The sequence below is a fragment of the Actinocrispum wychmicini genome, from assembly GCF_004345645.1.
GTDB classification, from domain to species: Bacteria; Actinomycetota; Actinomycetes; order Mycobacteriales; family Pseudonocardiaceae; genus Kibdelosporangium; species Kibdelosporangium wychmicini.
In genome coordinates, this window is record NZ_SLWS01000019.1 from 15,605 (window position 1) to 33,054 (window position 17,450).

Sequence of the window (17,450 nt, forward strand, 5' to 3'; positions counted from 1 at the left end):
CTCAATGGCCGACGTGGTGGCGTGCCGCGGTCTGGGTCGGAGCAGGATGGTCAAGTGCTGATTGTGCGTGCCACCAAGAAACTCTTACGCCTGACGGGTCCATCGACCGCGCGCGACGACGACCGGGGCACGACGCTGCTGGGTCCGTGGTACGCCACGGTCCTGTTCTGGCGTCCGCGGGTCGCGCTGCTGGTCAACGAGTCGACGCTGCTGCCGGTGCTGGTGCCGTTGGCACCCGCCTCGACCCTGACCAGCAGGATCGCCGAGCAGGTCACCACCGTACTGACCGCCCACCACGCGCCCGCCGCCATCATCAACCAAGAACGGCAGCACATGCAGGCCTGTCAGTTGGGCGCGACCACGAACCGCAGCGTCGTGGGTGTCATGATCGAGTTCGCCCGCCTCGCCGAGATCCACCATAACGCCGATCCCTCCATGGACCTTACCGGGCTCGCGGTCCGACTGGCCACGACACCCTGCGGGCCGCTGTACGACAGAAACGTCAGCCCGGACCGTGAGCTAGCCGCGACCTTGCACGCGATCGCGACCTGACGCCCGACCATACAGGTCCATCTGTACGCCACTGGGCACAGAGCCCCAGTACGCCAACAGATGTGGCTGAACATGACGTTGAGAACTCGTGTCACTGACCAAAAACCACCTCCTGGGCTGCACGAGCGAGGATGCTTTGGGTGTCGTAGGACAGCCCGAACCGGTTCCAGTGGAAGATCACGTGGTGAGCCAGCACGGATCGCAGGCCGCGGCGGAGCGTTCCGCGGCTGGCGAGTTCGCCGAGTGCTGTGCCGGCTGAGTGGAATGCGGCCGACCACGTGGCGACTTTCGCGAGCGTGCCATCGGGCCCGACCAGCGGGCTGCTGGGACCTGCGTCGACGGTCATGAGCCGCCGCAGACTGGACTCCAGGGCTCGCGGTTGGTCAGGCGGAGTTGCAGGTGAGAGCGGTCGGTTCTCGGCGATGCGGGCCCAGATGCCGCCTTGCTCGTACCAGTCTTGCCTGGCGGCCCGCATCAGGACACTGCAGAGCAAGACCGTCAGCTCCCGCACCTGATCACGGCCGCTGCCGACGTAAGCGAGGATGTGTCGGCTGTCGAGGTGGAACAGTTGGTGCGCGATCGTCATGGCGTCGGTGCCGCCGAAGGCGTGGACCTCGGGCTCGTAGATCGTCTCGATCCACCCAGCGATACGGCCGGTGTCGCGCATGTTGTCCAGCGCCGCGTGGAGAGCGTGCCGAGCGGCGGCCTCGGCGGCCTGGTATGGCGGCAGGTAGCGCAGCCGCCACCAAGGCGCTTTGCGGATGAACCACCACGACGCGACGAGGCCATCTGCTTCAGCGCGGTTCATGATCGGCAATAGGTGAACGGCTGCGGTCTGTTCGGCGATGGCGTAGTCGGCGAACTCGACGGCGACCTGCTGCCACGCTGGGCGCTGCGAACTGGTGTCCATGCTGCTCCTTCGGAAACGGGGTCAGGCCAGCAGCAGGCAGGTGTCCCAACTGGACTGTGGGACGGTGCCGGTGGCAGCGGCATGCAGGGCGAGCGCCGCGCCGGTGCTGCCTTCGAGCAGTCCGATGCTGCGCGGCGCGGTCCGAAGCCGTTCAACAAGCAGGGCGGCCAGGTGCGGCAGGCAGGCGCTCAGCTCGTCGGTCGCGGCGTCAGCGGCTGCCCGCCAAGCGGTGTGCAGGAGGCCGGCGGCACCATGGCAGAGGCTGGGGTCGACGATCCGGGCGAGCTGGCCTGGATCGGTCAGGCAGCCGAGCAGCGTCGTCTCGGCGGTGCGTTGGCGGGCGGTGTCGCCGGTGACGATGGCGGCGAGTTGCTGGGCGCGGGCGATGCCGGGTGTGCCGTAGCACCAGGACGGCTGCAACGGCTCGGGTTGGTCGCAGTGTCCGGCGCGAGTTTCGTCCAGGGTGATTGTGCGGGGCCACCAGGGGCCAGCGGGGTGGTCGTGTTGCCAGGCGTCCAGCCATGTGCAGATGCGGGCGATAGCCTGGTGGTGGCCGTTGACGATGACGTCGCGTTGCATTGCCAGGGCGAGCAGCGCCAAGGGGCCGGCGATCCCGTGCGCCATGCCGAAGTTGCCATGCCCGCCGAGATAATCGGCCGGTGGCTGCCCGGTGGGGCCATGGTCGGTCCACCACCCGGGCAGCCCGTCCCCGCCGGGCAGGGGTTCGGTTAGCCGGACGAGGTAGGTCAGCACTGCGGCGGTCACCTCGTGTTCGGGTGAGTGCAGCAGGTGATAGGCGCCGAGGCCGGTGAGGCCGCGGATCAGATCGAACTCAGCCAGAGCCGGGCGCTCGCCGCGGTCGATCCGGGCGTGCGCAGCAGCGAGCCGCACACGGGTCAGGTCCTGGCTGGCGGTGTCGAGCTGAGCCAGGGCGCACTGGTAGTGGCCGGTGCCTTCGGCCGCTGCGCGGGTGACGAACGCAAGAGCGGGTACGCCGAAGAACAAGGACGCGCCGGGGCTGCCTTCCAGGTCGCCGCTGGCGACGGCCGACAGCCAGGTGTGAGCGGTGGACCACTGGTCAGGCTGGGTGAAGGCGCGTTCGGTGTGGAGGAGGGCGACTCCAGCGCTGCCACCGGCCAGCGACTGCGGTCGCGGAGTGTGGGCGCTGGTGTGGGTGTCGAGCACGGAGGTGGGATCGGTGAGACCGGCAGCGATGTCCTCGGCCAGATCGGCCAGCGATGGGTTGGGGTAGCTCATGAGCGGACTTTCGGGCGAGTGGTCTGGCTCAGGGCGGCAGCGCGGGCAAGGCGGTGGCAGATCCGCTCGACGTCCGGCGCGATCCCGGACGTGCGGATGCAGTGCAGGTGCAGCAGCGACGCCAGGACCGTGTCCGGCGCTGGCCCGGACAGGGTGAGCGTGTCGCGGTAGCTGGCCAGCGCGCTCCGCCGTAGATCCCAGGCGGCTGCGATATGCTCGCCGCCGGGCAGTTCCCGCACCGTGGCCGCGTCGTTGCGAGGGTCGGCCAGGTGCAGGGCCTGGTCGTAGACGGCGCGTTCGGGCGCGGGGACTGGGTCGGTGGCGATGTGCTCGATCAGCCAGGCGGCGCCCGTCTTGTGGTCGCCGGTGAACGCGGCGGCGAGGTCGAACAGGCTCGCCGCGGTCAGCGCCTGGCCATCCGCGGCATCTCGGCCGGTCAGGTGCGCGCGTTGGGCGAGTGCGGCGGCAGAGTCGGCGGTGAACGCTGCTTCGGCGGCGGTCATCGCAGGTCCGTAACCGAAGCGGCCGGTTTCCGGGCGGTAGGTGTCCAGCTGCATCGTGGCGATTAGCCCGAGTCGCCGCAGATCCGCGACCCATGCGCCGAGACGGGCCGCGACCGGGCCGAAGCACTCGGGGTCGGTGAGCCGGATGCGCAGCCGCAGGTGGTTGTCGGGGTCGCGGTAGGGCAGGAACCACCACTGCGCCGGATCATCCATTGTGGACAGTAGTTCAGGCAGATGGGTGGTGAGCAGGGCGGTGTGCCGGTCGGGGTGGCCGTAGAGCTTGCAGAACAGCCACTCGCCGGCGCCGGGCAGGTGCGCGTCCTGGGCGGTGGTCGCGGCGGTGCGTGCTGGGATACGTGGCCAGGTCCGTGCCTGGGTGGTGGCGAGCGGGACGATAATCTCGTGGGCGTGTCCGTCGAGCCAGCCGAACGCGTCGGTGGCGGGGGCTTCGTGCACGGTGGCGTGTCCGTGCCGGTCGAGCTGGGCGCGGAGCAGGGGCAGGTGCGCGGGCTCGTCGAGGTTCAGGCGGATGCGCTGGTCGTTGCCGCCGAGGTAGACCGCGGCAGGCACCATCATCCGCTCTCGCCACCCAGACACGGCAGCCGTCCACTCTGACCAGGACGCGTCTTTTGCGGGCAGGTCGGTGCCTGCCAGGGCCCAGCGGGCGGGCGAGAGGACAGTGCGGCGGTAGGTGAGGCGAGGCAGGAACGGCAGCTGCCCGGCGGTGCCCCATGAGAACGGCCCGCATGTGGCGGTCCGCGCGCCTGCCAGCTCGCAGACGAACCGCAGCAGCGGGTGCGCGAAGTTGGTGAACTCCACTGCGCTGAACACTTCCGGCTCAACCGGCCGTGCTCGGGAGCGGGACCACAGGTAGAACCGGTGCGCGTCGCCGACGACCAGCAGATCCTCCGGCGTCAGCACGGCGTCGGAGTCGGGGCGGTGCTCGCCGATGGACAGCAGGTCGGGCAGGACCTGCCGGCTGCGGGCGACGTTCTCGGTCTCGGTGTAGAGCGGCGGGCAGGACACCTGCACACGCAACGCACCGTCGTTGACGGCGGGCAGCCCGGCGTACGCACGGTCCATGCGGTCCTGTTCGGCGGCGTCGAGTAGGTCGAGAAAGCGGCCGGTGGTTGTCCCGGCGGCGCGGAACACGCTAGCCACCACGAGTTCGTACTCGCCCCGGTCGAGCGCGGTTCGGCTGGGCGCGTGGACTCGCACAGCGAGTTCGGTATGCGGTGGCCACTGCGCCTGAACGAGATTGTCCGCCTGCAGCTGTGTGATCGCCGCGTCGTCGAGGGCGACTTCGACGCGGCGGTTCAGGGCTGCGGTCTGGGCCAGCCCCAGTAGGGCGGCGTCGCGTTTGGACACTGTGGGAACGGGGCGCTCCAGCAGGGAGCCGCGGTATCCGGCGGGGAAGCCGAAGCCGATGTCTGGGTTCACTAGTTCCAGTAGCGGCACGGCTGCGCCGATGCCGTAGCGCTCCAGGAAACGGGCGTGGTAGTCCAGCCAGATCGGCTTGCCGAACGGGTGCGGCGTCAGCCGCGCCAGCACGCCCGCTGCTCGTGCGACCTCGGTGGCGACCGATCGGGGCAGGATGACATCGGCGTCCACGCGCAGATCAACCGGGCCTGCACTGACGCGTTCGCGCAGCTGGATGAGCGGGCTGGTAGCGGCCGGGACGTCCGAGGCACGGGCGTTGGCCAAGGCGGTGAGGACGTGCGCGAGCGGGTCGGTGACGGTCATCGGCGGGCGCAGGCTGCTGATCAGTACACGCTGCTCTACCAGCTGGCCCAGCATTGCCATGATCATCGCCCTGGTGGTGCCGGGGAACGCTTCGGCGAGCCGGTCGGCGAGTTCCCGCAGGCGGATCGGAGTCCGCGCTGACTGGACGGTCTGCTCGATGGCGGCTGTGTAGCGGATCGACACCTCGGCCGGGTCGGTGCGGGCCGCCGCCGGGGTGGGGTCCTGGCACAGGCCGATGACTAACCGGCCGTCGCGCACCGTCGCCACGTTGTTTACCATGACCGACAGCCGCGCAGCCAACTCAGCGCAGTGCTCCAGCTCGGTTACCACCCGGGCGAGCCACACGGCGTCAACGCGGGTGGTCGCGCGGTGGTCATGGCCGATGCGGACCGTGGTGGCAGGGCCGAACGCGGCGGGCGTCACCCCGGCGAACAGACCGAACGGCGTTGCCCGGCTCGATGCCCGCAGCCGGTACCGCAGCACCGATAAGACCGCGCCGCGCACCTGGCGGGACCGCTGCTCGTACCCAGCGCGCACTGCGATCACCCGGCGGGCCAGGTCTGGACTGGCGGCTTCGACCGCGTGCGCGAACGCCTCGTCCGCCCAGGTTCGGGTCAGCCAGTCGCGCCACTGCGGCACGTGCCCGCCGGTCAGGTCCGGCCAGTCATCCACATTGGACGGCTGGATCGCGAGCCGGAGCATGACCGCGTCGATGACGGTGAACACCTCAACAACCCCCTTCGCATGAAGGACGGCCTGGCGGCGAGGTGCGTCGATCCCCCGCCGCCAAGCCGTCACCCCCCCGTCAGTGCACGCGGCGTCAGCAGGTGCTGTTGGAGCAGGCGCTCTGGCAGGTCTGGCCGCAGTTGTCGTCGGTGTTGCGCATCAGGTCGGGAACTACAGGCCCGGACGCGACGATGCTGATGTCGAGGTCGAACTCGGTATCCGGCGCAGCGGCCGGGGTCGATGTGTCCAACTGGATCGTCATTTGCGATTCTCCTTTGCAGGCTCGGTGAATCTCCGGATAGGACGACCTGGCCGCGCCTTGTCAGGACGACGTCAGGTGTGGCCAGGAGATCAGGACGCGCGTATGCCTTTTCTCGATCAGGCGACCGTCGGGAATCTCCGCGTGCGGTGTCGCGGTCGGGAAGACCTCGATCCGCGCGCCAGGACCGTGCCGGTGCAGGCGATCCCATTCCCGGATCAGCTCGACGTACTCATTCGCGATTCGATCGGCGTCCGGGCCGTGGCCGTAGACCACGAACTCGAACGACGTGCGGTCCTCCGACGTCGCCTGCGAAGCCCGATAGGCGAAGCTGCCACCTTCCAGAGCTGTCTTGGCGCCCATGCGGGTGGAACGTTCCACCAGGCCAGCCTCGATCGCGGCGGGCTTCGCCACGAGCAGCCCGAAGGCGTCCAACGCGGTGGCCAGGAACAGGTCCAGGTCGTCGAATGGCTCGAACCCGCCCACCTCGACGCCCGACTGGCGGGCAACCCGTGGCAAGGTCAGCGCGTTGCGCAGGCCGTCAGCGTCCACGATCTGGTCGCCGTCAACCCGCAGCGCAATGTCCTCGCTTTGCAGCAGTACCAGACGCTCGGCGTTGGCCCCGGCGCCCTGGATCGGGACGAACCCGCACAGCTCGTATCCGCAGCTGACCAGGTGTCCCCGCTCGCGGACAAGGGCGATGGACCTGGTGAGCCCACGCAGCCGCAGCGGGACGACGAGCACGCCGTCCTCGGCGAGCTGTTCGGTCCAGGCGGGCGGAATGTCCCAGGCTCCGGCCGTGACGATGATCCGGTCGAATGGCGCGTGTTCGGGGACGCCACCCTCGGCGTCCACCAGCAGTACCCGGACCTGCGGATATCCGGCCTCGGCCAGGTACTGCGTGGCTCGGTCGACCACGAACGGGTCGATGTCGACGGTGGTGACCTCGCCCTCCGGACCGACCAGTTCCGCGATCAGCGCGGCGTTGTAGCCGCCAGAGCCGATCTCCAGCACCCGCATCCCAGGCCGGATGTCGGCCTGCTCCAGCATGATCGCCTGGATCCGCGGCGCGGACACCGAGCTGACAGCGAGCCCGTTCTCGTCCCGCTTGGTGATGACGACGTCGTCGCGGTTGTAGACCTGCTCCAGGGGCGCACCGGGCGCGAACGCCTCGCGCGGGACCGTGGCGAACGCCCGGGTGACGGTGTCGGTGCGCAGTTCGCCGTGGGTGCGCAACTGTCCGACCATCGCCCCGCGAAGCGCAGCGGCATCCTGCCCAGTGGCGGTGTCGTCGTCTCGTAGTGTGTTCACTCGGTCACTTTCTCAGTAGGTGTTCTCGCCTGCATGGGCACGCGCCGGTTCGCCGGCCAGGACGCCTGGTGTATCACCGCTCGAACGACGGCGGCTGGGATGAAGTCTGTTGTCTCTGCCGGCTTCAGAGATTCATGGGGCGACTATTTTCGGGCACGCCAACAGGATTGGCGAACGGTTTTGGAGCCGGGGTCACATGACGCTGGCGGCGGGGTTGCGATCGATGGCCAGACCTATCGCCACCACGTCCTCGCGCGTCAGGTCGATCTGAGCGGCCACCAGGTTCTCGTGGAGGTGCGTGCTGCAACTGGTTCCGGGGATCGGCATCATCACCGGAGACCGGTGCAACAGCCACGCCAGTGCGAGCTGGGCAGGTGTCGCGTTGTAGTTGGTAGCCAGCTCGTCAAGCACACCGTGAGGCTGTGCGAGCCGGCCAGACGCCAGCGGCGCGTACGGTACGAAGGCGATACCGGCGAGTTCACAAAGACGAAGAACCTCTTCGAACACCCGGTTCGTGATGTTGTACTTGTTCTGCACGGCAGCAACCGCAATCAGCTCGCTGGCCCTGCGGACTTGACTTACGTCCACCTTGGACAGACCAATGTGATGAATCTTCCCCTCGGCCTGCATGTCGGAGAGCACGGCAAGCTGATCCTCCATCGACACGGCCGGGTCAATACGGTGGAGGTAATACAGGTCGATCCGCTCGACCTGGAGCCGTCGTAGGCTCATCTCGACGCACTGGCGAAGGTACTCCGGCCGCCCACACGGAGCCCACTTGCCGGGACCTTGGCGAGTAAGGCCGCCCTTGGTCGCGATGACCAAGCCGTCCTGGTACGGATGCAACGCCTTGCGAATGTACTTCTCTGCGGTGAACGGGCCGTAGGCATCGGCGGTGTCGATGTGCGTCACGCCCGCGTCGACAGCATCCCGGAGTACCTGCATGGCCCGTTCCGGGTTAGCCGGTGCGGCCCAATGCCCGGGGCCGGTGAGCTGCATGGAGCCGAACGCGATACGGCGGGCGGGGGGTTCGCCGATCGGGAGGATGGTCGGAGCCGAGTTCTTTTCATCAGCGGTCATCGATAAACGCCTTATCATCTTTGGACAAAGTGGATGGAGTGGGGCGAGCGCTGAGGTGCTACAGCTCTTCGAGCCACTCGCGTACGCGTTGTAGAACGTCCCGATCACCCGGTAGCGTCGGTGGACGTTGTGTGATCGGCCTGGGGGATGGCCTCCGCTTCGGCAGGCCGTGTTCGGTCAGCTGGTACTGCGGTAGCTCCAGCTCGCACCACACCACCCGCCCCGCCTCCGTGGGGTAGAAGTTCCACTGCTTGCTGAGCGAGCGGAAGGCGTCCGATGGGTTGGGCGGTTCACGGTGCCGGTCGGCAACCTCGATGACGATCGCGTGATCGAACAGCACCAGCCGCAGCTGGATGAGGGCTAGGTCGTCCAGGTCCCGCCAGCGCGTCGACGGATCGGGCACGCCGATGAGCTGCACGGCCTGGCTGACCAGCTCCGAGAGCAGAGCTTCACCGTTGCTCGCCAACTCGGGGCGGTCCCACTCCGTCAGGGTGTACCGGACGAACAAGAGTCCGACGCTCACGGCCGTGGACGTGGCCACCAAGGTCAGGTCGGAGATCGCCCTCGGCCGCGGCGCGCTAGTCATGACACGCAGGGCCGGGATAGCCGTTGTGGTTACGCGCTCTGTACGGAAGTGCGCGGCCGTCACGGTCATGAACAACGCTCCTTTCCGCCCTGCTCAGGGCTCGTCGGTGCGAGCCGTCCAGATGACAGCGAGCACCCGGCGCGGAGATTGCCATTGCAAACGCCTTCGGCAGGGTGGTTGGAAGACGGCGGGATCAGGGGTCGGGGACCGCTTGACCCCGCCGCCGACTTGTCTGCGACTACACCGCCGCTTGGCCCGCTAGCGACGTGTTGACGAAGTCGTTCGCCCGGAGAAGAGCCCGGTCGTGTCCGTCCGCTGGCAGCAGCTCATGGGCCAGGCTGAGGTCATCGAGAACGTGGCCGACGCAGTGATCCGCGAGCACGCGGAACTCACTGTCCTCGTCGCGTTCCTTGTTGCCGCCTAACGGGATTGAAGGGTCCAGCGTCGTGCGAAACAACAAGTCATAGTGGACGCTGTGGCCGCGAACGAGGGATTCCAGGTAGGCCAGGATGTTGGATTCGGGCCGCTCGCCGCGATACTCCAGAGCGGCACGGTAGTACCCGAGGGCGTCAGGCGCGGGCCGGTCAACGAGCACGACGTCGCCATGAAGCCATGCTTCCAGTTCGTAGCTGATCCCCCGCGTGAGGAACCACAGTGTCGAGGCCCAGGTGTGGTTGCGCAGGATCGGCAGGCCGGTGCGTTGAGCCTGCTCGCCGAGGTCGGCCACGGTTGCGACCTGGATGTGCTGGCGCCGCAGATCGTGAGCGAGGCGAGCGAGGAAGGTGGACTTCCCGGTGGAGTGGGTGCCGAGAACTCCAATGATCACGGGCTTTTCGACTTCGTCCATCACCACAACCCTCCTTCTGGCTAACTGAGGGGAACGAATCCGGGAAGGGCGGCAACGTTGACCAACCGGTCCCAGTCGAGCGTGCCGAGTTCGATCAAGGTGAGGAGGAGTTTCCAGGCACACCAGGTGTCGTAGCTGGCGCAGTGGTAGCGCTGCTCCTCGATACCGCTGGTGTCCAGTTCGATCGCTCGCGCGACGTTGTCGAGCCCGTACCCGCCGCTGAGGGTGGGCATGACGTGCTTGGCGAGTCGCAGCGTGTCGAGCACCATCGGCGGTTTCCAGGCCGGGAGGTGGGTGGTGAGGACGTTCAGCTCTACCGAGGCGTTGTGCGCGACCAGCGTGCGGCCGGTCAGCAGCGGCTCAACCTCAGTCGCGACCACCGACCACGGCGGGCAGTGTGCCACGTCCTCGTTGCTGATGCCGTGAACCTTGCGCGTCACCATCGCGTTGATCTGCCGTTCGGGACGGATCATCCACGACCGCAGGTGCTCCCCCTGCACCTCACCATCCACGGGCAGCAGAGCGATCTCGATGATCTCGGGCGGCTGCTGGCCGTTGCCCTCCACATCGACCACGACGAGCTGTTGGCCCTTCAAAGCGGCAGGCAGGAAAGCGGTCACGGAGTCGTCTCCTTCGTCATCGCAGGCCAACCGATCTCGGCCCGCCCGTGGCGGTGCAGGTGGTGCGGCTTGGTCACGTCGTGCACCTGAAAGCCCAGGCTGTGCTGCATGACGTACCGACGCTGCTCATCCAGTCCCTCAACCACCACGGCACGGTCGTTGATCGTGACCAGCTTGCCGTCCAACGCCTCGGCCATCGCGGCGGCCTCCCGTGCCGGCGGCGGAGTCCACGCCTTCGCGCAGCGCTGCACCTGAGCGGCCGGGCAGATGTCGCACAGCTCGCGGATGCCATAGTGACCGTTGTAGTCCGCGTCGCCGTGCGCGTAGGTGACAGCGCAGGAAGTCTTGCGAAACAGCGGTGATCCACCAGCGGAGCGCGACCGAGCGACGCCAAGGATGCGCTGCTCCAGCGACTCGGGGAAGACCTTGCGGCGTGCCCCTTCCTCGTAGGGCTCTGGAAGCCCGTGGTCCCGGTAGTAGGCCCGAATCTGATCCTTGTAGAACAGGCCGGTGAACACGGTGGCGTGCGCGTATCGGCTGAGGTCGAGCGCGCGACTCAGGTGCTCGTCGCCGTCGTTGAGGCCCGGCACGATCGGGCGCCAGTACAAGATCGTCCGGTACCGCTCAGCCAGCTCGAACGCTGTTCGCAACGAGGTCGCGGCGATGGTGGAGTCGACCGGCTCCACCTGTTCGTGCTCGATCCCTGAGTACGTGATCAAGAGCGTGATCTTGATGTTGCGGAACGAGTTCAGCACCGCGCAGTCCTCCGGCTCGACTCGCCAGCGGGAGATCACCAGCACGTGGTTGGTCAGCTCGCGTTCATCCAGCAGCCGCAGCATCTCGAAGGTGTGGGGCTTCACCACGGGCAACATGGGGTCCGTCGCCCGGTTGAGCAGTTGGATCGGCGTGACGTGCGGCTGGAAGTAGGGATGTCCGGTCAGCAGGTCGGCCGCCTCGGCCTCCCGCATGATCGCTCGGGGCACCTTCATGCCGAAGTTGTCGAACAGGTGGCGCACGCAGTACCCGCAGTCCAGCGGGCACCCCACGATCCAGTTCGCGCTCAACCCGGACTTGCGGTTCTCGATCACGTCCATCAACTCGGGCCGCATCGAGGCCCGTTCAGCTTCGGTCACCAACGGCACCTGTCGGCGGATCGCCAATGCCGCACCTTCCGGGGATGCCGCCTGCCTGTCCGCAGTCGTGGTCACGGGCGCCTCCTGGTCATTGGGCTGGCAGTAACGAACTGACCTCACAGAACCAGGACCAGCTAAGATCGCGTAATGAGGCAAACCAGCTACCCGTAGCATTTGCCCCCCATTTGCCCCACGCGCGTGGAGTCGCCGGTGACAGCAGACGGAGCGACCGCCGACTCAGCTGCGGCACAGCTCGCCCAGGAGATCAAACGCCTACGCAAGGCCGCTGACCTCAGTCAGCCTGAACTCGCGGGGATGATCGGGTACACCCGCCAGTACGTCTCGATGGCTGAGCGCGCCGGAAAGAACGTCCCATCCCAGGAGCTGATCAAAGCGCTCGACAAGGCTCTCGCCGCGAACGGCGCACTGATCGCACTGCGGCAGAACGCAAAGGTTGAACAGGCAGCCCTGCGCCAGGACATGACAGCGATGGAACGTCCTACCGGACCTGTCGCTTCGCCGACCGTCGATGCAGGGTCGGCAACGACAATGAGTTCAGGCAATAGCGCGCGTGTTGAGAGAAATCCTGTGAATCGGCGCAGCTTCCTAGCCGTTGGTGGAGCTGCCGCTTTCGGCACTGCGCTATCTTCGCAAACACGTGTTCTGCAAGCGCTCGAAATAGTAACGTCAGGCCACGCGGACACTCTCGGCGTCGCCATCGACTGCCTGAACGAACTCATATCTCACTATTCGGAGAAGCTGTCCGTCGCGCCGCTGGCCGAGACGTATGGTGACCTGCTCAACGTTAGATCGTATGCAGGTGGCCTACTCGACCGACCAGGAACATCGGCACCGCAACGATCAGACCTCACTTTCGCGGCAGGGCGGCTGTCCAATCTACTTGCTGTCGCCACAAGCTACATGGGAGATCATGAGTCGGCACTTGTTTGGTGTGTGGACGCAGAGCGACGCGGCGACGAATCGGGCAGTCGCGATATCGCTGGTTGGGCCGCCTTGACCAGAGCAACGATGGCTTACTACCAAGGTCGGACGAGCCGCTCGGTCGAGCTTGTGGTTCAAGGCCAAGCGGTCGCTCCAATGGGCACGGTCGCACGCGCCAAGCTTGCCGCGCATGAAATGCGGGCTCGCGCAATGCTCGGAGACACTGAAGGAATGACGCACGCGAAGCGTCGCGCAACCAATGCGATAGCGGACCTCCCAACCAACGTTGCAACAACCGGCGCGTTCTCCATCGCACTTGCGGAAGATCCGCCGTATACAGCGACATCGCTCCTTCTCTTGAATCGATTCCAGGAGGCCGCGTCGGCGACGAGAAGTGTTATTAACGCCGCATATCCGACTAGCACGCACAATCGCAACAGGCAGTCCTCAAGCTACGCCCGCACCCTCCTGATTCTCGGACTCGCGGAAGCGGGCCTGGGTCATATCGACGAAGCGGCCGTGGCCGGGCGGACAGCTCTCGACAGCAGCGGATTGGTCTGGCCCACATTGGTGCTTGCGGGCAAGCTCGACCAGGCTTTGATCCGCGGTCACAAGGATGCGGCAGAAGTTGTCGGCTACCACGACCTCTATCTAGATATGACTGATCGCGCATCAAGCGAATTGCGCCATCACTGCTCACACTTAGCGCCCAAGGAAAAGGAATGACAGAGGACATCTACACTCCCGAGCAGGTAGCCACTATCACGGACTACGCGGACGTGACGGCTCCTCCGCCTGGAGCAACGGCGCACTTCATCTTCGGCACCAACCAAGTCATTCCCGTGGACATTGTCGCTGACCGTTACCACAAAGGACTTGCGCCGCTCATCATCGCGACCGGAGGCGTCAACCGACACAATGGCATTGTCGAAGGCCGAGAATTTCGCCGCCTACTCATCGAGAGAGGCGTCAGCGACGCCGCTATCCGATGCGAGGATCAGTCGGCAAATACGCAGCAAAACGTAGAATTCGCCGTACCCCATCTTCGAGAGGCTTTAGATTCGAGACTTGCGATCACCGCAGTCTGCAAATGGTACCATCGCCGAGCTATCCACTATCTGCGAACGCTACTACCCGAACTGGAAGCTATCTACGCCATCACCTTTGAACCAGTCTACTCCGGCATCCCAATCACACGCGCAAACTGGAACGAACATCCAGACGGCAACCGCCGAGTTACACGCGAATGGCAGGAGGTATCACACCGCGTCGCCGACGGCAGTTTCAAAGAATTGAATCGCATTAAAGGCGCATGGCGCTGACAGTGACTAACTGTACTACAGTCCAATCTCGATGCGTTTGCCACATGGCCGACAGTTTGAGCGACCCAAAAATGAAATAACGTCAATCGTCAATGATACCGAGTTCCTGTGCCGCGATACGAGCACGCCGTATGAGCCCAGGTTGAACCGCTCCTATTGCCCCAAGATTTACAAAATGTAGCACTTCCGCGAGATCGGGATACGCTCGGTCCGCAGGAAACTCATACCCCTTCTCGTGGAGCCGCAGCCACGCGTCGAGGACAGGAATTTCGTGGCGTGGGCTAGTGGCCATCCCTTTCCACGCTGCAGCGAAGACTTCCAATAGCTCACCGTCGGCGAGGCCGCGACCAATTCGTTCGCATAGTTGCGCCAGGAACGCACCACTCCCTCCAAGTGTTTTGGCCGCCAACAACTGTAGTGTGTCGACGCTGACCCACGTATCACGCCGAAGACGGTCCAACACCAAGTCTGGAAATTCGTCGGCCCACCGCAGATAGTTTTGATGGCGTGTGTCGGAATCCATAGGCGACGCGGTGAGGTCCACCAGTGCACGCGCATAGTGCACATTGAACCGTTCGTCCGGTAGCGCCTCAAATGCATATCTGAACAAATTGCCAGCGGGGTCGACCGTGAAATTTAATTCGCGCGCAGCGTCCTGCAAGGACAAACTTTGATCGAGACGCTTTAGTTCAACGAACGGAGGCCACGAGTCGCCAATCGACACCACAACGTTTGATGCATCCAACCACAGCGCTCGCAACGATTGTATCAAGGTGGCCCATTCCCCGGTGGACAGTTGCGATTTCCAGAAAGCTGTGAGTCTCGGCCAATCGTGAATGCCAAGACTTCGCGTTTCTACGGCGCTATCAAGGACCGCCGACAGCAAAACTAGATTGAGACTGTAGATCGCATACTTTGACGGCGCCGGGCGATGGACCGGGCGATAGCCTTCCTTAGATCGGGCACGATGTTCGAACGCAACTTCAAACAGTCTAGTCACAACGTCAATAAGCACGTTTCGGTTCACGTCCGACATCGCCATCTCAGCTAGAAAGTCGAGTACAGATCGACTGGCTGTCAACGGCGTGAGCGACAGCACTGCGTAGAGATCATCGTCATGTATATAGGTATTCAACCTACGCCGAGTCCGAGGTGGATCGGCGGGCAGTAGCTCAATTAGGAGGCACCAAATAAAGCGCGCAACCAGGTACTCGCCGAAGGTTGAATGCAGGAACTCATATGTATGCAAAGGCTGAGAGTCACGCTGCGCCGTCGCGCACTGTACAAAGAAGAACCGACCTAGAACGGCAGCACCTGGAGTCAGGGGCGTACGCATTCCACTTCCTCTATGCGGTTGTTGCACTTCCAGCAGACTGGCCAGATCGTCGTCGATATCTTTCTGACTGACCCATTGAGAGCCGCGATGGAACATTGCAAGCGCCACTACTGATAGCCGCTCAAACTCTATCTCGACGTTGCTCTCCAGATCCAGCGATAGGCCATCCCTGTCGTCCTTACGTACCTCACGATGAGCGAATCTGGCCAACAAACGCTCATACAATCCTACCCGACCAAGGCTTTCGTGATCGCGCAGCAAAGAATTGTCTGCAGCATCGTAGAGAGCAAGCATCAGCAACAACAGCGGTTGAACAGCTAGGTCACGATGAACAAGCGCCAGCTTGGGTTCCAGTGGATCCAACATATTTTTCCGAAAATATTCAGCATTTGATTTGTTCCAAACCTCCAGCCACCGGCCAACCTGCTCGTCAGTGAACGGAACCAGACGCAGTACGTCGGCGTCCTGCGGGATCTGCATCCCACTGGAGACACTGATCCGGCTGGTCACCACCACAACGACAGGACGGCCCAGTTCGGCTCGTTCACGTTGAAACCGTTGAATGTTGTATAGATAGTTGGTTTGACTAACACCTGTGGCCTGCAACAGCTCATCAAATCCATCTAGCAAAACTACAGGTAGTGCGTCGCCTGCCGAGCGAGACAGTTGCGCGAAACTGAGTTCTTCATGGAGGGCGGCACGCAGCCCATACTCGACCTGCTGGACAAGATCAGCCTCGGTAGGCACAGTACGCAGTTCGACCCGTACAGCAACAAAGTCATTGGCAGGCAATCGCGCTGCGAGCACTTTAGTCAGCAGTGACTTCCCAGAACCCGGATCGCCAAGGACAATGAGCGGTTGAACTGTCGCCTTGGGTGAAGTTATATAGCCGACAAGATACCGGTGGAGATCAGACCGCACAAGAACCTTTTCCCACCAAGAAAGCTCCGCAGGTCGCGCGGTGGAAGACATTGCGGAGACCTGATAGCTCGGGTCGATGTATATTTTCTCTGTCGTTGGCAGCACAATACCTGCCGGCACCTCGTCTAGGTCGATGACGGGGCCACTCAGCATCGCACGATAACGGTTCGAAAGCTCGGAGCGGCGCGGATCAGGCTTCCCACCTGTCAGCACATCCGCTAGAGCAGTTTCCACCCGAGCCAAACCGGCCCTTACGGACGCGTTTTGCTGCATCTGTAGCCAGAAACGTAGTTCGGGATACTCGCCCGCGAGCTGGCCTATCAACTCCTCATAGCGGCGTACAGCCCGCGGAGCGATGTTGCCGAGCAGGTGAGTCACTTGAGCTCGATCGGCTTCGCTCAACCTGTCCCATACCGCCAGGTCGTCAAAGAGCTGGAGAAATGCAGTACCGGCTTGACTGTATTGGTCCGTCACAGCAGTCAAGTTTTCGTCATATGGCCGGTTCGGCGAAGGCAGCAACCATGTTCCGTCGTACAGACTTGTCAAGTCCATGAGTCTAAGCTGAGCCTCTCTGTCATCCAAACCAATCTCTTTAAGCTTGACAGGGAGTTTCAGCTCCTTCAGAACGTCAAAAAACGCTACCACCACAATAACTGCGTGGGCAGCCTGTAGACGTTCCGTGCGGTCATGTCGACTTATGCCTTGTCGCACCTCTCCTGCTTTGACCAACAGCCGGTGACTCAGGGAGACAAGATCGACTTTGGCATCAAACCAACTGAGCAACTCAGTAATGCCGAAGGTGGCGCCACCAAGTAGAGCCCCTCCCACGATCTTATCCAAAGCGGTGACAAGCTTGTGCTCCTTAGCGCCCAGAAGCTTCACGGCGTCCGCGTAGCTGAAGGTGTTGGCCATCGAGAGATCCTTGCACTTGCCGAGCGATCAGAGAGCCAGCTTCAGCCAATCGGGGCAACGTTGGCGGGGGCCTACCGCTACGTCACTGCAGGCAAGATCGACGTGCCTTGCACTTGCTTCCGATGCGCGACAATTCAATGAGGAACACCCGGGTGAACATCAATCACCGATCACCATCGCGGGCACCGGTCTTGGTGGCCTCACAGCCCCTTGTGTCCAGTCCTGCACGTCAGCGGCATCCGGTCCGCCGAGTAAGAACCTGGACAACTCACCGGTTGTCCGCGCCAGTTGGCATGCTCGACAATCACGAGGAATTCAGCCAGACCACCTGCGCGCTGCCAACGTGTAGTACGGGTTCCGAACCCAGCGCGGCGGAGTCTCAAGAGTTCCAGTGCACGCCGGAAGGCGTCGCCGACATTGCCATGGTAAGTGGAGCTGAGCAAGTGGTGTCCCGATCCGCGTGATGACCGCCAAGATCGACCGTCTCATA

The 17,450-nt window shown here is 64.1% G+C and carries 14 protein-coding genes; 3 read left to right on the forward strand and 11 right to left on the reverse strand.

Going from position 1 to position 17,450, the window contains the following annotated elements; translation table 11 throughout:
* Positions 1-54 precede the first annotated feature (54 nt).
* A complete protein-coding gene (locus tag EV192_RS50095; protein WP_132125896.1) occupies positions 55-552 on the forward strand; it encodes a DUF6933 domain-containing protein in 498 nt (165 codons plus the stop codon).
* Positions 553-643: 91 nt separating this feature from the next.
* Here EV192_RS50095 and EV192_RS50100 read toward each other — a convergent pair whose 3' ends face one another.
* The 10 genes from EV192_RS50100 to EV192_RS50145 form a co-directional block, all read right to left on the reverse strand.
* Complete coding sequence (locus EV192_RS50100; RefSeq protein WP_132125897.1) at positions 644-1,462, reverse strand: thiopeptide-type bacteriocin biosynthesis protein; 819 nt, start codon at positions 1,460-1,462, stop codon at positions 644-646.
* Positions 1,463-1,483: 21 nt separating this feature from the next.
* Positions 1,484-2,719: a lanthionine synthetase C family protein gene (locus EV192_RS50105; protein ID WP_132125898.1), complete on the reverse strand. Its 1,236-nt coding sequence runs from the start codon at positions 2,717-2,719 to the stop codon at positions 1,484-1,486.
* The gene (locus EV192_RS50110; protein ID WP_207926915.1) at positions 2,716-5,691 is read right to left on the reverse strand and encodes a lantibiotic dehydratase; all 2,976 of its coding nucleotides are present in this window, start codon (positions 5,689-5,691) and stop codon (positions 2,716-2,718) included. The genes EV192_RS50105 and EV192_RS50110 overlap by 4 nt, the downstream gene beginning before the upstream one ends.
* A 94-nt stretch (positions 5,692-5,785) precedes the next feature.
* Positions 5,786-5,953 carry an FxLD family lanthipeptide gene (locus EV192_RS50115; protein ID WP_132125899.1) on the reverse strand — a complete coding sequence of 56 codons (168 nt, stop codon included), beginning with the start codon at positions 5,951-5,953 and terminating at the stop codon, positions 5,786-5,788.
* Positions 5,954-6,013: 60 nt separating this feature from the next.
* On the reverse strand, positions 6,014-7,261 hold the full coding sequence (gene fxlM, locus EV192_RS50120; RefSeq protein ID WP_132125900.1) for a methyltransferase, FxLD system: 1,248 nt from the start codon (positions 7,259-7,261) through the stop codon (positions 6,014-6,016).
* 192 nt (positions 7,262-7,453) lie between these two features.
* On the reverse strand, positions 7,454-8,341 hold the full coding sequence (locus tag EV192_RS50125; RefSeq protein ID WP_132125901.1) for an aldo/keto reductase: 888 nt from the start codon (positions 8,339-8,341) through the stop codon (positions 7,454-7,456).
* A gap of 58 nt (positions 8,342-8,399) precedes the next feature.
* A complete protein-coding gene (locus tag EV192_RS50130; RefSeq protein WP_132125902.1) occupies positions 8,400-8,927 on the reverse strand; it encodes an ATP-binding protein in 528 nt (175 codons plus the stop codon).
* A gap of 238 nt (positions 8,928-9,165) precedes the next feature.
* A complete protein-coding gene (locus EV192_RS50135; protein ID WP_132125903.1) occupies positions 9,166-9,774 on the reverse strand; it encodes an AAA family ATPase in 609 nt (202 codons plus the stop codon).
* A 20-nt stretch (positions 9,775-9,794) separates the two neighbouring features.
* Positions 9,795-10,394, reverse strand: coding sequence for a 3'-5' exonuclease (locus tag EV192_RS50140; protein WP_165961015.1), 600 nt, complete (start codon positions 10,392-10,394; stop codon positions 9,795-9,797).
* Complete coding sequence (locus EV192_RS50145) at positions 10,391-11,602, reverse strand: radical SAM protein (RefSeq protein WP_243727590.1); 1,212 nt, start codon at positions 11,600-11,602, stop codon at positions 10,391-10,393. The genes EV192_RS50140 and EV192_RS50145 overlap by 4 nt, the downstream gene beginning before the upstream one ends.
* Positions 11,603-11,737: 135 nt before the next feature.
* On the opposite strand from EV192_RS50145, the gene EV192_RS50150 reads away from it, so the two are divergent.
* Together EV192_RS50150 and EV192_RS50155 are read left to right on the forward strand one after the other, a co-directional pair.
* Complete coding sequence (locus EV192_RS50150; protein WP_165961016.1) at positions 11,738-13,195, forward strand: helix-turn-helix transcriptional regulator; 1,458 nt, start codon at positions 11,738-11,740, stop codon at positions 13,193-13,195.
* Positions 13,192-13,791 (forward strand): YdcF family protein, encoded by a 600-nt coding sequence (locus tag EV192_RS50155; RefSeq protein WP_132125906.1) that lies wholly within the window; start codon positions 13,192-13,194, stop codon positions 13,789-13,791. The genes EV192_RS50150 and EV192_RS50155 overlap by 4 nt, the downstream gene beginning before the upstream one ends.
* An 82-nt stretch (positions 13,792-13,873) precedes the next feature.
* Here the strand turns inward: EV192_RS50155 and EV192_RS50160 are convergent, their stop codons facing one another.
* Positions 13,874-16,960: an NACHT domain-containing protein gene (locus EV192_RS50160; protein ID WP_132125907.1), complete on the reverse strand. Its 3,087-nt coding sequence runs from the start codon at positions 16,958-16,960 to the stop codon at positions 13,874-13,876.
* Positions 16,961-17,450 lie beyond the last annotated feature (490 nt).

What these genes read in the sequence shown, in the direction of transcription:
- EV192_RS50100 (WP_132125897.1), bottom strand. Translation starts at nt 1,462, where the DNA reads ATGGACACCAGTTCGCAGCGCCCAGCGTGGCAGCAGGTCGCCGTCGAG.
- EV192_RS50105 (WP_132125898.1), bottom strand. Translation starts at nt 2,719, where the DNA reads ATGAGCTACCCCAACCCATCGCTGGCCGATCTGGCCGAGGACATCGCT.
- EV192_RS50115 (WP_132125899.1), bottom strand. Translation starts at nt 5,953, where the DNA reads ATGACGATCCAGTTGGACACATCGACCCCGGCCGCTGCGCCGGATACC.
- EV192_RS50125 (WP_132125901.1), bottom strand. Translation starts at nt 8,341, where the DNA reads ATGACCGCTGATGAAAAGAACTCGGCTCCGACCATCCTCCCGATCGGC.
- EV192_RS50130 (WP_132125902.1), bottom strand. Translation starts at nt 8,927, where the DNA reads ATGACTAGCGCGCCGCGGCCGAGGGCGATCTCCGACCTGACCTTGGTG.
- EV192_RS50135 (WP_132125903.1), bottom strand. Translation starts at nt 9,774, where the DNA reads ATGGACGAAGTCGAAAAGCCCGTGATCATTGGAGTTCTCGGCACCCAC.
- EV192_RS50155 (WP_132125906.1), top strand. Translation starts at nt 13,192, where the DNA reads ATGACAGAGGACATCTACACTCCCGAGCAGGTAGCCACTATCACGGAC.
- EV192_RS50160 (WP_132125907.1), bottom strand. Translation starts at nt 16,960, where the DNA reads ATGGCCAACACCTTCAGCTACGCGGACGCCGTGAAGCTTCTGGGCGCT.